This is a genomic window from Geomonas sp. (assembly GCF_056994735.1).
Genome location: NZ_JBXKJL010000237.1, coordinates 32418 through 46166 on the forward strand (window position 1 = coordinate 32418; position 13749 = coordinate 46166).

Below are 13749 nucleotides of genomic sequence, written 5' to 3' on the forward strand. Positions count from 1 at the left end.
CCCTTGAGCATACCTAATACTGCACGGGTGGTGACTGTACCAGTAATGACCGATACCGTACCTACACGCATTATCTACATGGAAGACGACCTGGGACTGGCGAGGTTGCTCAAACGCCACCTGGAGCGCCGCGGCTACGAGGTCGACGTCGCCTGCAACGGCGAAGAGGGGCTCTCGATGCTGCGGGAGTGCTTCTACACCGTGGCGGTGATCGACTACAACATGCCGGTCATGGGCGGGATCGAAGTCATGCGCCACTTGGCCGACATCGAGAACGCTCCCCCGGTCATCATGCTGACAGGCGACGGCAACGAGCAGATCGCCGTCGATGCCATGAAGCTTGGCGCCGCCGACTACCTGGTCAAGGATCTCGACCGCGGTTACCTGGAGCTCCTGCCCATCATGGTCGAGCAGGTGCGCGAGCGTGCCCGCCTCATCGAGGAGCGCGAGGCCATCCTCAATGAGGCCAGGGAGAGCGAAGAGCGCTACCGCAGGCTGGTGCAGCTCTCCCCCGACGGCATCTCGGTCCATTCCCGAGGCAAATTCGAGTTCATCAATCCTGCCGGCGCCGAGACCCTCGGTGCCCGGTCATGTGAGGAACTGCTCGGGCGAGAGGTGCTCGATTTCATCCATCCCGACCACCACCAGCTCTTCGCCGTGAGTCTCAGGCTCCTGGAGGAGTCCGACGCGGTCTTGCCCTGGAAGGAGCAGAAGATGCTGCGCTGTGACGGGTCTGAGATTGACGTGGAGATGACGGCGCTGCGCTTTGGCGGGGACGGCCGCCCCGCTTTCCAGACCATCTTCCGCGACATCAGCGACCGCAAGGCTTCCGAGCGCCGGCTCGAGTGGATGGCGAGCTACGATCCCCTGACCGGCCTTCCCAACCGCGCTCTCCTGTTCGACCGCCTGAACCGGCTGATGTTGCAGGCCGCGAACCACAGCTTCAAGTTTGCCATGCTCTTCATAGACCTGGACCGCTTCAAGGAGACCAACGACAGGCTGGGCCATTATTTCGGCGACCTGCTGCTCAAGGAGGTCGCCCAGCGGCTGGTTTCCTGCGTGAGGCAGTCGGACACGGTGGCGCGGATGGGGGGAGACGAGTTCGTGGTCATCCTCTCCCGGATCGAGGAGAGAGGTGATGTGGCCACGATGGCGGAGAGGCTGGGTGAGGCGATCAACACCCCCTACATCATCCAGGGCGAGGAGTGCCGCATCGCTGCCAGCATCGGCATAAGCCTCTATCCGGATGACGGCAAAAGCGAGGAGTTGCAGGTAAAGGCGGACCAGGCGATGTACAGGTCCAAGAAGTCGGGACGCAACAAGTATCAGTTCTACAGCTGAGAATATACAAGGTCCGAGGGAGGAAGCACGGTGAGGAGACAATTTATCAGGAGCAGGGGTGCAGCATTGTTGCTGGCGGTCGCCGCCGGTCTCTTCTGTGGCGGTATGGCGCAGGCTGAGACGGTCAGGGTCGGCGGCGCAGGTTCCGGTCTGGGAGGGATGAGGCTTTTGGCCAAGGCCTTCGAGGAAAGCCATCCCGGCACGAAGATCGAAATTTTCTCCAGCCTGGGGAGCTCGGGGGGCATCAAGGCTCTCCTGGCCGGCTCGCTCGACCTGGCCGTAAGCGGCAGAGCCCTGAAGCCCGAGGAGCAGAAGGCCGGAGCGACCATGCAGGAGTACGCCAGGACCCCCTTCGTCTTCGCCGCCAACAAGAGCGTGACCAAGGAGAACCTCTCCTCCGCCGAGCTGGAGAAGATGTACCAGGGCCAGCTCCTCAAGTGGCCGGACGGCTCGCAGATCCGGCTGGTGTTGAGGCCTGACGGCGACACCGACACCAAGATCATCAAGGCCATCTCGCCGGCCCTGGCCGAGGCCGCCAAGACCGCTTCGTCACGCCCCGGGATGATCTACGCCGTCACCGACCAGGACTGCGACGAGGCAATCACCAAGACCCCCGGCGCGGTCGGTCCCTCCACCCTGGCCGAAATCATCACCGAGAAGAGGGGCGTCCACGTCTTCTCTTTCAACGGTGTCAAACCGTCCGTCAAGGCCCTGGCCGATGGCAAGTACCAGCTGGTCAAACCGCACTACCTGATCACCACTCCGAAAACGTCTGCGGCTGCCCGCCAGTTCGCCGAGTTCGTCATGTCCGCCAAGGGGCGCGCCATGCTGGCCAAGGTCGGCAACATAGCCACCGGCGGTGGAAAAGGACGCTAACCAGATGAACGAGAAGCCTGCGCTCTCCAGGATCACCACCCGGTTGGCCGTCACGATGTCGGTCATCCTGGCCCTCGCCATTCCGGCAGGGTACTTCCTAATCTCCTACCAGTTCATTGTGGGGAGCCTGGAGGCGGAGGCGGAGATCAATGCCCGACTGGTTTCCGGCATCGTCAGCGCCAACCCGCTGCTGTGGAAGTTCGAGCAGGTCCGGCTGGAGGAACTCCTGGCCCGCCGGCCCCGTGGCGGCTCCCCCGAGACCCGGCGCATCTTCGATGCCAAGGGAGAGATGGTGGCCGAAAGCTCCGGCGACCTCCCGGCCCCGTGCGTGCGGCGTTCCAACGAGCTGATGGACGCCGGCGTACCGGTGGGAAGGATCGAGATCACCCGCTCGCTGCGGCCCCTGGTCGCCAGGACCATATTCACCACCCTCTTCGGGCTCCTGGCCGGGTTGCTGGTCTTCCGGCTCCTCCCGTACCGGGCCATCATCACGGCCCAGAACAAGCTGGAAGACGCCAACTCCTTCCTGAACACGGTGATGGAGAGCAGCACCAATGCCATCATCGTGCTCAACGTCTGGGGCGGGATGTGGCTCGCCAACCGGCGCACGCAGGAGATTTCCGGCTACTCCCAGACGGAACTGGAGGAGAGTCAGTTCCTCGACCTCTTCTCCGGGAAAGCGCTGGAGCAGGTGCGGGAAGAACTGGAGAAGATCTCCTCCGGCCAGGTGGCGAGCGTAGTCTTCGAGACGCAGCTGATGACCAAGAACGGCCAGTTGATCGAGATCAGCTGCGGCGCCGCACCCTTCAGCCAGAATGGCCACCGGGCCGGCATGGTGATCAGCGCCGAGGATATCACCAAGAGGAAGAGGGCGGAGCAACAGCTGAAAAACTTCGCGGCGGAACTCGAGGAGACCAACGCGGAGCTCAGGAGCTTCGCCTACATCATCTCCCACGACCTCCGTGCACCGCTGGTCAATATCAAGGGGTTCGCGGCCGAACTGAACAGCTGCATCGACGACCTCTACGGCGCTTTCAATAAACAGTGCTGCAGCCTTGATCCGGGCGAAAAGACGCGGATGAGTGCGGTCTTCGAGCAGGACATCCCCGAGGCGCTCGACTTCATCAACGGCTCGGTGGTCAGGATGGACAGGCTGATCAACTCCGTCCTGAAACTCTCCCGCATCGGCCACCTGGAAATCAAAAACGAGCCGGTGCAGTTGAGGGACATGGTCGATTCCATCCTGAAGAGCATGTCGCACCAGATCGAGGAGCGGAAGGCGACGGTCACCGTCGGCGCTCTTCCGGTGATAAAAGGGGACAGGATCGCCATCGAGCAGATCGTCGGGAACCTCCTGGACAACGCGGTCAAGTACCTCGACCGGTCACGGCCGGGGGAGCTGTCGGTTTTTGCCGAGACCTCCACATCCGCCGTCACCGTCCATATCCGCGACAACGGCAGGGGGATAGCGAAGGACGACCAGGCGAAGATCTTCGAGATCTTCAGAAGGGCGGGGCGGCAGGACGTGCAGGGAGAGGGGATGGGGCTGGCCTACGTCAAGACGCTGGTGCGCAAGCTGCACGGCCAGATCTGGTGCCAGTCGGAGGCCGATTCCGGCAGTACCTTCAGTTTCAGCCTGCCGCTGGACGGAGGGCATGGTGCCCTCCCGATCCAAAGTGACAGGACAGAGGAAAGCAGGACACAACGTGGTGATGGTATAGGGATATGATGAACGGACATGAAGCAGTTACCATATTGCTGGTTGAGGATGATGCGGGGCATGCGCGGCTGATCCAGAAGAACCTGCGGCGCGGCGGGATCAACAACCCCATCAAGCATCTGACCAACGGGAGAGAAGCGGTGGACTTTCTCCTGAAACCGGGGGAGTCCGGCGAGGATTGCTGTCCCGACAAGATCCTCATGCTCCTCGACATGAACATGCCCGAGATGGACGGCTGCCAGGTGCTGCAGCGGATCAAGGGTGACGACAGGACCAGGAAGATACCGGTGGTCATGCTCACCACCACCGACAATCCACACGAGATCGACCGCTGCTATGAGCTCGGGTGCAACGTCTACATGACCAAGCCGGTTGAGTACGAGGACTTCTGCGACGCCATCCAGAAGCTGGGGATGTTCCTGTCGGTCGTGAAGGTCCCGGGAAAGGATTAGCTTCCATGTCACAGGAAAAGGCCACGGGAAATTCCCCCGAGTCCCCTCAGGGGCAGGGGGGCCGGATACTGTACATCGAGGACGACCTCGGTCTGGCACGCCTGATGAAAAACCATCTGACCCGCCACGGCTATAGCGTGGAGCTGGTCTACGATGGCGAGCAGGGTCTGTCGCTGATCGAGGAGGAGGCCTACGACGCGGTGCTGGTGGACTACAGCATGCCGGTTATGGACGGCATGGAGGTGGTGCGGCGCATACTCGAGCGCGAAGTGCCGCCGCCGGTCATCATGGTCACCGGAAACGGCGACGAGAAGGTCGCGGTCGAGGCCATGAAGCTTGGAGCCACCGACTACCTGGTCAAGGACCTGGACATGAGGTACCTCGAGCTCCTGCCGATGGTCCTTGAAAAGGTCCTCCTGGGGCGGAGGCTGGCCCGGGAACGTGAGCGAGCGCTGCAGTCGATCCGCGAGAGCGAGGAGCGTTACCGGAAACTGGTCGACCTTTCCCCCGACGGCATCGTCATCTGCTGCCGCTTCCGCATCGAGTTTGCCAACCCGGCGGCGGTGTCCCTCCTCGGGGCCCAGTCGCCCGACCAGCTCCTGGGTGAGCTGATGCTGGGGTTCGTGGAGCCCGCCTCGGTTGAAGAGTTCAGCGGCCAGCTGGAGCGGATCGAGACCAGCAGCGTGAAGATACCGTGGTTCGAGGAGCGCTTCGTAAGGCTCGACTTCTCGAAGCTCTCGGTCGAGGTCTCCGGCATACCCTTCACCTTCAGAGGGGAGCCGGCAGTGCAGATCATCTTCAGGGACATCTCCGAACGGGTAAAGGCCAAGCAGCTGCTGGAACGGATGGCCTACTACGATCAGCTGACCGGGCTTCCCAACCGGGCACTCTTCTTCGATCGGTTGAGGATGAATCTGGAGCACGCCAGGAGGTACCGTTCCTCCTTCGCCCTCATCTACCTAGACCTGGACGGGTTCAAGCAGATCAACGACACCCGCGGCCACGACAAGGGTGACGCCCTCCTCTCCCAGGCCGCCGCGCGGCTGGAGGGGTGCTGCCGCAGCTGCGACACCATAGCCCGCATAGGTGGCGACGAGTTCGTGATCATCATGTCGCGGATCACCGAGGCCTCGGACGCGGTCATCGTCGCCCGCAAGGTGGTCAGCGCCATGAGCGACGACTTCGACCTGAGCGGCGAGCGTTGCACCATCGGGGGGAGCATCGGGATCAGCGTCTATCCTGATGACGCTGACGATGCCGATGCCCTGCTGAAGAAGGCGGACATGGCGATGTACCAGGCCAAGCAGCAGGGAGGAAACCAGTTTCTCTACTTCAGCGAGCTGGGGAGCCAGCGCCCCTGACGGTTTTCCAGCAGAGGCAATGACCTGGCGATGTAAACCTCAACTTTTTTGAGCCCGTGCCGAATAGAAGCTCGGTCCCTGTCGGTTCCTGTCAGCAAGCAACTTTTTCATAGCGTGCAGTTCTAACCCCTTTTTTTCGGAGTATACAAGATGTCCATTCGTTCCAAGTTGTTGTTGTGCTTTTCCGTCCTGTTGACGATGCTGCTCTTCCTGGCCGGCGTTACGATCCGTAGCAGCATCAAGCATGAGAACGATTACCGCAGTCTCTACGAAAACCACGTAAAGGGAGCGGTTTATCTGGCAGACGCGCAGAACGCACTGTGGAAGCTCAGGTTCGGGCTTTCCCAATTCATCTCCGCGGACGATGCCGCACGGAAGAAGATCATCTCCGACGAGCCTGACCTGTACAAGACCCTGGAAGGGAACCTCGCGTCCTTCGAAAAGGGGGAGCTCTCCGATCCGGAGAAGGCGACCCTCAAGGAGTTCAATGACATCTACAAGCAGTACGTAGCCGCCAGGCCCAAGTGGTTCGAGCTCTCCATGGCCGGCAAGACCCAGGAGGCCGCCGACTGGCGCGCCAAGACGACCTTCCCGTTCGGTGCCGCAACGGTCAAGAGCCTGACCACTCTCATCGACATGCAGCAGAAGGAGGCCCAGAAGGCCCTGGAGGAGGCCGCCGGCTCGGCCCACACCTCCCGCAACATCGCCATCGCTGCGGCGATTCTCGCCCTTCTGCTGGCTTCCTGCGTCTTACTGTACGTCTCCGTCAGCATCACCACCCCTCTTCGCGAGACCGCCGATGCGCTCTCCGACATAGCCGAAGGGGAGGGGGATCTGACCCGGCGCCTGAAGGTCAGGAGCAACGACGAGATCGGGAAGGTCTGCGCGGCCTTCAACCTCTTCGTCGGCAAGATCCAGGGGACGGTGAAAGGGGTGTCATCCGCCACCCACCAGGTACTCTCCGCCGCCGAGGCGCTCCACGACAGCGCAGGCTCGATTGCCGCCGGGGCGGAAACGGTCTCCGGCCAGGCCTCGACCATGGCGACGGCCGTCGACGAGATGGTCCATACCTCCGGCGAGATTGCCAGGAGCTGCAGCCAGGCCGCCGACTCGTCCCAGCGGGCCAGCAAGGCTGCCGAAAACGGGAAGACGGTCGTCCAGGGGACCGTGACGGGGATGGAAGAGATCGCCAGCCGGGTCAAGGAGACGGCGCGCGCCGTCGAACAGCTGGGGGTGCGCTCCGACCAGATCGGTCAGATCGTCGGCACCATTGAGGACATCGCCGATCAGACCAACCTGCTGGCGCTCAATGCGGCCATCGAGGCTGCTCGCGCCGGCGAGCAGGGACGGGGCTTCGCAGTCGTCGCCGACGAGGTTCGTGCCCTTGCGGAAAGAACCACCAAGGCAACGCGCGAGATCGGCGAGATGATCAAGTCGATCCAGTCCGAGACCAGGGAAGCGGTCGGGGCCATGGATGAGGGGGTCCGTGAAGTCGAGCGCGGCACCAGCGAAGCCGCCCGTTCCGGCGTGGCGCTGCAGGAAATCCTCGATCAGATCTCCGCCGTGACAGAGCAGGTGCACCAGATCGCCATCGCGGCCGAGGAGCAGACCTCGACCGTCTCCACCCTGGGCGGCGGCATCCAGAGCATCTTCCAGACCGTCAGCGGTACCTCGCACGGCGCCACCCGCACTTCGGCGGCGGCGGAGCAGATGACCCAGCTCGCCAACGACCTCGGACAACAGGTCCGTCAGTTCCAGGTCTGATCGCAAAACTTTGCTGGACGAAGATGAAGGGGAAGGCTGACATTCAGCCTCCCCCTTTTCTTATGCCGTTGACCTTTGGATCCGCGGGAGTAGGGCCGAATCCCGGCCAGCCGAAATGACACTCTCGGAAGGAAGTTGAAGCCGGTCTGCAACTGGGCGCCAGAAGTCGGTGTTGCCAGAGGCGCCGGGAAGAAAAAGGAGCTTTTCTGGTGGTATCTTCATTCACCGCTCCTGGTGTGGCAGCTCTATCTGGACGAGGACGTATGAGAATCATCCGGCAGGCTCTTTCTTATCCTCAGCATCTGGTTGCCTCCTTTTTGAAACTCGTACGGGACCTCCTCGACGGACGGCTGATATCCTTCTGAAGAAAGGGTCGAGACCACCGCTTCGAGGTGGCGAGATCTGGCACAACTCAGCTCCACCATGGGGAAGACCCGCACCTCTGCCGCTACCCGGCAGAGTTCTCGCAGCGCATCAAGATGGAACTCCATGTCGAGATGATCGCTGTAAAGGAAGAGGAAGTGGGAACAGAACGCCAGGTCGAATGAGGCGTCCGGGAAGGGGAGGTGGGGGAGTTCGCCCGCGACGTACCTCCCTTCTCCTTTTCCCCTCTCGAAATCCGCGACAAAGTCGGACATTGCCTGCATCCGAACCCGCCCGAGTTCTTCCAGCGAATCGATTTCCTTCCAGACGAAGCTTTCCCTGTTGAGCCTGGTCTGCTCCATGATCACCGGGAATGTTTCCTCCACCCGCCGCGTGATCTCACCCGCGGTGAAGCTGTAGATGGGGTCGACAGAGACGACGGAGCCCCCGCGGGCGGTAAGGGTAAAGTTGAAGCTGGCGGGCCCGTCGCCACAGCCAAGGAACCTTTTGGCGAGGTCGCCGGCATCGAGGGAGAACATGGCTACATATTCCCGGTAGCATCGCCCCCAAGGCACTACTTCTTTAAGATCAAATGGCATCGGCTATCTCGTGGTTACACGGCTATTGGGGGATCAACAATAATGGAAGAACGAGAGATTTACAACGACAACATTTACGCAGAAAGTGGAATGCCGGTATCAGCTAGTGTCATTGCAGGGGCAGCCCGCGTGTCAGTAGATAAACGGGATGAACTTGCGGGCTTTCTTGCTGTACTGGTCATAGCCGGTAAACTTCTCCCTGAGCCACTTTTCCTCTCGCCTCGCCTTCAGGTCCAGGAAGATGAAGATCACCACGGCGTAAAGAAGTGTAAGTGCGCCATTGACCACGAGGGCCCATCCAAAGGCGATGATAATGATGCCGCCATAAATCGGATGGCGGACCAGCCGATACGGTCCGGTCTCGACCAGCTGTGCATCGTTCTTCGGTCGCGGCAGCGGGGTAAGGTTCCGGCCCAGGGTGAAGCCTCCGGAAAAAGCCAGCGCCATACCAGCAACAAAAAGTGCCATCCCGCAGAGAACCGCCGCCACTTTGAGGGCGTGAGGCCACGCCGGCAGCCGGGGGAGGTTACGCGGACCAGCCACGAGCAGCAGAAAGAGAGCCGCCTGCATCACCACATACCATTCTCCGCGCTTGCCTTGCCACCACCAGCTCTTGTCGCTCATTTCCTCATGTACTCCTTCACTTCTCTGATTAGACTTTCAAGTTGCTCATGCCGCACAAGATACGACTATGGCCTGCGTTTTTGAGCCATTCCTCCGCGGGAAGCTGATGATCAAGTCCCGGCACGCGGCATAAAGAAAGCTCAGCGGGAAGGGGCGTCGCTGAGCTCGTTGGATCTTCTTGTGTTGTGAGTAAAGGGCGGTTCAGGCGTAGTCGCGGGCGTTGATGATGGTTCCGCTGCGCGTGCCGTCGACGCTTGCCCGGTACGCCTGGGCCACCCGCTCGGCGGGCATACCGTTCGAGCTGTCCATGCCCAAAGCTTCGAGCGTTTCCTTGACCCACGGCGGGCTGACCACGTTGACCCTTATTCCTCTGGGCATCTCCAGCGCCGCCGCCCGGGCAAACCCCTCGATCCCTGCGTTGACCATGCTGATGGACGTGCTCCCCGGCATGGGCTGGTGGCTCAAGACGCCGCTCGTCAGGGTGAACGAGCCGTTATCGCTGATGTAGTTGTGGCCCACGCGTACCAGGTTGACCTGTCCCATCAGCTTCCCGAAAAGCCCCAGCTGGAAATCCTCGTCGCTCAGTTCGGAAAGGGGACCGAACCTCGCCACCCCAGCCGCGCATACCAGCGCGTCGAATGATCCTATCTCCTTGAACAACCTCTCGATCGACTCCTTTTGAGCCATGTCGACCCGGAAGTCTCCGCTTTTGGATGCCACCTTGACGACTTCGTGCTGCGAAGCCAGGACTTTCACGACCGCTTTACCGATGGTGCCGGTTGCTCCGACGACGATAACTCGCATATCCGATTCCTCCTCTTCAGGCGATCTTGTCGTTCTTGCAGTATCCTCACTGTTAATGAGATCACAGACTGCAGGACACGGTCAAGTATATCTGATTTTCACCTCCGCTGTTGAAGCCGTGGGCGAAACCGAGAGGAGGCGTGACCTTGAGCGCAGGACCCGCCACGACAGAGAAAAAGACCGGCTGTTTCGCCGAGGAGGGTGAATCCCCGACTGCTTCCGGTCAGGTTGGTCTTCAGTATCCGATAGTTAGTGCCGTTCAGGTGGACCAGGGTGCTCGTTTGCAGCTGCTGCTGGCCGGCACCTGACGCTGAAGGGGACAAAAGGGCGGGAATGGCGGGATATCCTGCAAAACTACCACACAGCAGGGAGGCGTCAATTTACCTGTTTCTAGAGCAAATGCTTGCCTGCGGCGGTCTCCCATGAATGCTTGGGGATGGTCAGGAATACCTCGACGAGATCCGGATCGAACTGGTATCCGCTGCACCTGATGACTTCGTCCCGTACCTCCGCGTAGCTCAGCGCTTTCCGATAAGGACGGTCAGAGGTCATGGCGTCAAGGGTGTCGACCAGGGCGAAGATCCTGGCGCTGAGGGGGATTGAGTCACCCTTAAGCCCGTTGGGATAACCGGTACCGTCGAAGGATTCGTGGTGCGAGAGCACCAGTTCCGCGGCGCCCTCGAAATACCTGATCCCGGAGAGGATCTCGTAGCCCACAGCTGGGTGCTGGCGCATGATCTCCCACTCCGCGCCATCGAGCTTGGCCGGCTTCAGCAGGATATTGTCTGAGATCCCGATCTTGCCGATGTCGTGAAGGAGGGCGCCTTTGGCCAGGACCGTCAGCCCCTGCTCGTTGACCCCTGCCGTATGGGCCAGGAGCCGGGCGTAGTTCATCACCCGTTCCGAATGGGAGCCGACCTCCTTCTCCCTGGCGTCCAGCGCCCTGATCAGCGCCGCCAGGGTGTGTTCGTAGGCCAGGTTGATCTCGCCCATCACGTTGCGGATCACCTCGGTCTGCTCGCGTACCTTGTGTTCCAGGTTGGCCTGGTACTCGCGGTTCTCCAGCACCAGGCGGCGTTTCTCCAAGGTGTTCTTGACCGTGAGCAGTACCCGCTCGAGATTGAAGGGTTTGGTGATGTAGTCGTCGGCACCGCAGTGGATGCAGGAAAGGGCGGTGTCCATGTCGTTCATCGCGGTGATCATCAGCACCGGGGTGTCGGGGGTCGCCTTTTTGATATCCTTCAGCAGGTCGATCCCGGAACGGCCCGGCATCATGATGTCCAGAAGGGCCATGTCCAGATGCTGGTGGTTCACGATTTCCAGCCCCTCCTCGGCGCTGGCCGCCTGGTGGCAGATGAACCCTTCCTTGCTGAGGGTGATATTGATCAGATCACGGATCATTTCCTCGTCATCCGCTATAAGGATGTTCCCTTTCAATTGCTACCTCCTGAAGGCGCCGGTGGGTGCTGTTCCGCCCCGGCACCCAGCAGCGTTTCCCTGATCTTTTTCGCCAGGGCGTCGCTGGTGAAAGGCTTGGGAAGGAACTGCACGCCTTTCTCCAACATTTTTTCGAAGCTCACTCTGTTGTCAGTGTGCCCTGACATGAAGAGTACCTTAAGTTTGGGATTTTTCCGAGTCAGCACTTCGGCCAGCGCCGGCCCGCTCATGAACGGCATGACCACATCGGTCAGAAGCAGGTCGATCTCTCCGGCGTGCTGCTCGAACAGGGTCACACCCTCTTCGGGGTCGGTGCTTTCCAGCACCTTGAAGCCGCGCTTTCTCAGGGTGTGCACCACGAGGTTCAGTACCCCGGGCTCATCCTCGACCACCAGAATGGTGTGGGAGCCCTCCAGCTCTTCCTCCGCCGGCTGGCACTGGGGGGCATCCGCCTGCTGGTTGACCCTCGGCAGGTAGATGTTGAAGCAGGCCCCCTCGCCAAGCTCGCTGACGACCTCGATGTAACCACCGCTCTGCTTGACGATGCCGTAGACGGTGGCGAGCCCCAGGCCGGTGCCGCGCCCCATCTCCTTGGTGGTGAAGAAGGGCTCGAAGAGCCGCCGCTTCACTTCTTCCGTCATCCCCAGCCCCTGGTCCCTTACCGAAAGCGTGACGTAGCTTCCGCGGACCGAGCCGGGGTGGAGCAGGGTGAATTCCTCGTCGAGTTCGCAGTTCGAGGTCTCGATGGTGATCCGGCCGCCGGTTTCCGAGGCGTCGCGGGCGTTGACCACCAGGTTGATCACCACCTGCTCGAACTGGCCGGGGTCCATCTTGATGAACCCGACATCTCCGGAAAGCTCCGTCGCCAGCCCGATATTTTCACCGATCAGGCGGCCGAGCATCTTCTCCACAGATTTTACCTGATGGTTGATGTTCAGCACCTTCGGTTCCAGGATTTGACGCCGGCTGAAGGTCAGCAGCTGCCGGGTCAGGTCGGCCGCCCGCTCGCCCGCGCGCAGGATCTGTTCCGCCTCCTTGCGCATCGGCGATCCGCTCTCCAGTCCCCTGATCAGCAGCGTGCTGTAGCCGTTGATCACCGTGAGGAGGTTGTTGAAGTCGTGGGCCACCCCGCCTGCCAGCTGTCCTACCGCCTCCATCTTCTGCACCTGCCTCAGCTGGTCCACGGCGCGCCTGCGTTCGGTGACGTCCTCCTTCACCGCTACGAAATGAGTGATGTACCCTTCGGAGTTCTTGACCGCGGAGATCGAACCGCTCTCCCAGAAGAGTTCGCCGCTTTTCTTGCGGTTATGAAGCTCGCCGTGCCACTCGCGCCCCGAGGTGATGGTCTCCCACATCTCCTGGTATACCTCGCGAGGAATGTTGCCGGACCTGAAGATCCTGGTGTGTTGGCCGACCAGTTCTTCCACGCTGTACCCGGTGACCTCGACCACTTTGGGGTTCACGTATTCGATGATGCCGCCGGGGTCGGTGATCACGACCGAGACCGGGCTCTGCTCCACCGCCCGCCAGAGCTTGCTGAGCTCCGCCTCGGCACGCTTGCGTTCCGTTATGTCGAGGACCGTCCCGATTACCGCGCGGGAGCCGTTTTGCCCGGTCCTGGCGCCGTTGACCTCCAGATCGATCAGGGAGTCGTCGGAGCGCCGGCCGTGGAAGAAGAAATGGAGACTGTCGCTGCCGTTCTTGAGGGGGAGCAGGAAGTTGATCGCGACCTTGACCTGGTCCTCCTGCGCCACCAGGTCGACCAGTCTCCTCTTGCCGATGAGATCCTCGGGGCTGTACCCGAAGATCTCACCGAATTTGGGGTTTACATAGCTCAGCAGGTTGTCCTGCAGCATGAAGATGCCGACCAGGGTCTGGTCGACCAGGCTTTTGAAGCGGGCCTCGGTGGCGTTCAGGGCATCCTGCGCCATCCGGCTCTCGCGGCGTACCGCCGCTTCATTGAGCTCCCGCTTGATGGCGGGTATCAGCCGGGAAAGCCTGTCCTTGATCAGGAAGTCGTGAGCCCCGGCCCGCATGGCCTCGACGGCAACGTCCTCCCCGAGCTGGCCCGATACCATGATGAATGGGAGGTCGGTCCTTCTGGCCTGGAGTATCTGCAGTGCGGCCAGCCCGGAGAATCTGGGCATGATGTAGTCGGAGACGACTATCTGCCATCCGCCCAGGTCCAGGGCCGCCTGCATCTCGTCGGCCGTCTCGACCCGCTGATAGCTCGGGGCGAACTCCCTATGCAGGTGCCGAATGATCAGCGCCGCGTCGTCGGCGGAGTCGTCAATGATCAGGATGCGCAGTGGCTCTTTCATCGATATCTACGGTTCCTCGCTGCTGCAGGTTCAGCGAACTGGTTCCAGTAATGGCTTATCGGTTAAGGATTGGATATGTTTAGCCGA

Annotated in this window: 11 protein-coding genes; 6 read left to right on the top strand and 5 right to left on the bottom strand. The window is 61.2% G+C overall.

What is annotated here, in order from left to right:
• Window positions 1-45 precede the first annotated feature (45 nt).
• From AC11W3_RS10300 to AC11W3_RS10325, 6 genes are all read left to right on the top strand, one after another.
• On the top strand, window positions 46-1341 hold the full coding sequence (locus tag AC11W3_RS10300) for a diguanylate cyclase domain-containing protein (protein WP_484092966.1): 1296 nt from the start codon (window positions 46-48) through the stop codon (window positions 1339-1341).
• Between the two features lie 30 nt (window positions 1342-1371).
• The gene (locus tag AC11W3_RS10305; protein WP_484092100.1) at window positions 1372-2217 is read left to right on the top strand and encodes a PstS family phosphate ABC transporter substrate-binding protein; all 846 of its coding nucleotides are present in this window, start codon (window positions 1372-1374) and stop codon (window positions 2215-2217) included.
• A gap of 4 nt (window positions 2218-2221) precedes the next feature.
• Window positions 2222-3946, top strand: coding sequence for a sensor histidine kinase (locus AC11W3_RS10310; RefSeq protein ID WP_484092967.1), 1725 nt, complete (start codon window positions 2222-2224; stop codon window positions 3944-3946).
• A complete protein-coding gene (locus tag AC11W3_RS10315) occupies window positions 3946-4389 on the top strand; it encodes a response regulator (protein WP_484092102.1) in 444 nt (147 codons plus the stop codon). The genes AC11W3_RS10310 and AC11W3_RS10315 overlap by 1 nt, the downstream gene beginning before the upstream one ends.
• Window positions 4390-4394: 5 nt before the next feature.
• A complete protein-coding gene (locus AC11W3_RS10320; RefSeq protein ID WP_484092103.1) occupies window positions 4395-5750 on the top strand; it encodes a GGDEF domain-containing response regulator in 1356 nt (451 codons plus the stop codon).
• 150 nt (window positions 5751-5900) lie between these two features.
• The gene (locus AC11W3_RS10325) at window positions 5901-7514 is read left to right on the top strand and encodes a HAMP domain-containing methyl-accepting chemotaxis protein (protein ID WP_484092104.1); all 1614 of its coding nucleotides are present in this window, start codon (window positions 5901-5903) and stop codon (window positions 7512-7514) included.
• Window positions 7515-7759: 245 nt separating this feature from the next.
• Here the strand turns inward: AC11W3_RS10325 and AC11W3_RS10330 are convergent, their stop codons facing one another.
• The 5 genes from AC11W3_RS10330 to AC11W3_RS10350 form a co-directional block, all read right to left on the bottom strand.
• Window positions 7760-8476 carry a class I SAM-dependent methyltransferase gene (locus AC11W3_RS10330; RefSeq protein WP_484092968.1) on the bottom strand — a complete coding sequence of 239 codons (717 nt, stop codon included), beginning with the start codon at window positions 8474-8476 and terminating at the stop codon, window positions 7760-7762.
• Window positions 8477-8608: 132 nt separating this feature from the next.
• Window positions 8609-9100, bottom strand: a complete 492-nt coding sequence (locus AC11W3_RS10335; RefSeq protein ID WP_484092969.1) for a methyltransferase family protein — start codon at window positions 9098-9100, stop codon at window positions 8609-8611.
• Between the two features lie 201 nt (window positions 9101-9301).
• Complete coding sequence (locus tag AC11W3_RS10340) at window positions 9302-9904, bottom strand: short chain dehydrogenase (protein WP_484092107.1); 603 nt, start codon at window positions 9902-9904, stop codon at window positions 9302-9304.
• Window positions 9905-10294: 390 nt separating this feature from the next.
• Window positions 10295-11341, bottom strand: a complete 1047-nt coding sequence (locus AC11W3_RS10345) for a response regulator (protein WP_484092108.1) — start codon at window positions 11339-11341, stop codon at window positions 10295-10297.
• Window positions 11338-13662, bottom strand: coding sequence for a hybrid sensor histidine kinase/response regulator (locus AC11W3_RS10350; protein WP_484092970.1), 2325 nt, complete (start codon window positions 13660-13662; stop codon window positions 11338-11340). The genes AC11W3_RS10345 and AC11W3_RS10350 overlap by 4 nt, the downstream gene beginning before the upstream one ends.
• Window positions 13663-13749 lie beyond the last annotated feature (87 nt).

Excerpts from the sequence above, each read along its gene's own strand:
- AC11W3_RS10340 (WP_484092107.1), bottom strand. The coding sequence starts at position 9,904 with ATGCGAGTTATCGTCGTCGGAGCAACCGGCACCATCGGTAAAGCGGTC.
- AC11W3_RS10320 (WP_484092103.1), top strand. The coding sequence starts at position 4,395 with ATGTCACAGGAAAAGGCCACGGGAAATTCCCCCGAGTCCCCTCAGGGG.
- AC11W3_RS10325 (WP_484092104.1), top strand. The coding sequence starts at position 5,901 with ATGTCCATTCGTTCCAAGTTGTTGTTGTGCTTTTCCGTCCTGTTGACG.
- AC11W3_RS10350 (WP_484092970.1), bottom strand. The coding sequence starts at position 13,662 with ATGAAAGAGCCACTGCGCATCCTGATCATTGACGACTCCGCCGACGAC.
- AC11W3_RS10300 (WP_484092966.1), top strand. The coding sequence starts at position 46 with ATGACCGATACCGTACCTACACGCATTATCTACATGGAAGACGACCTG.
- AC11W3_RS10315 (WP_484092102.1), top strand. The coding sequence starts at position 3,946 with ATGAACGGACATGAAGCAGTTACCATATTGCTGGTTGAGGATGATGCG.
- AC11W3_RS10310 (WP_484092967.1), top strand. The coding sequence starts at position 2,222 with ATGAACGAGAAGCCTGCGCTCTCCAGGATCACCACCCGGTTGGCCGTC.
- AC11W3_RS10330 (WP_484092968.1), bottom strand. The coding sequence starts at position 8,476 with ATGCCATTTGATCTTAAAGAAGTAGTGCCTTGGGGGCGATGCTACCGG.
- AC11W3_RS10335 (WP_484092969.1), bottom strand. The coding sequence starts at position 9,100 with ATGAGCGACAAGAGCTGGTGGTGGCAAGGCAAGCGCGGAGAATGGTAT.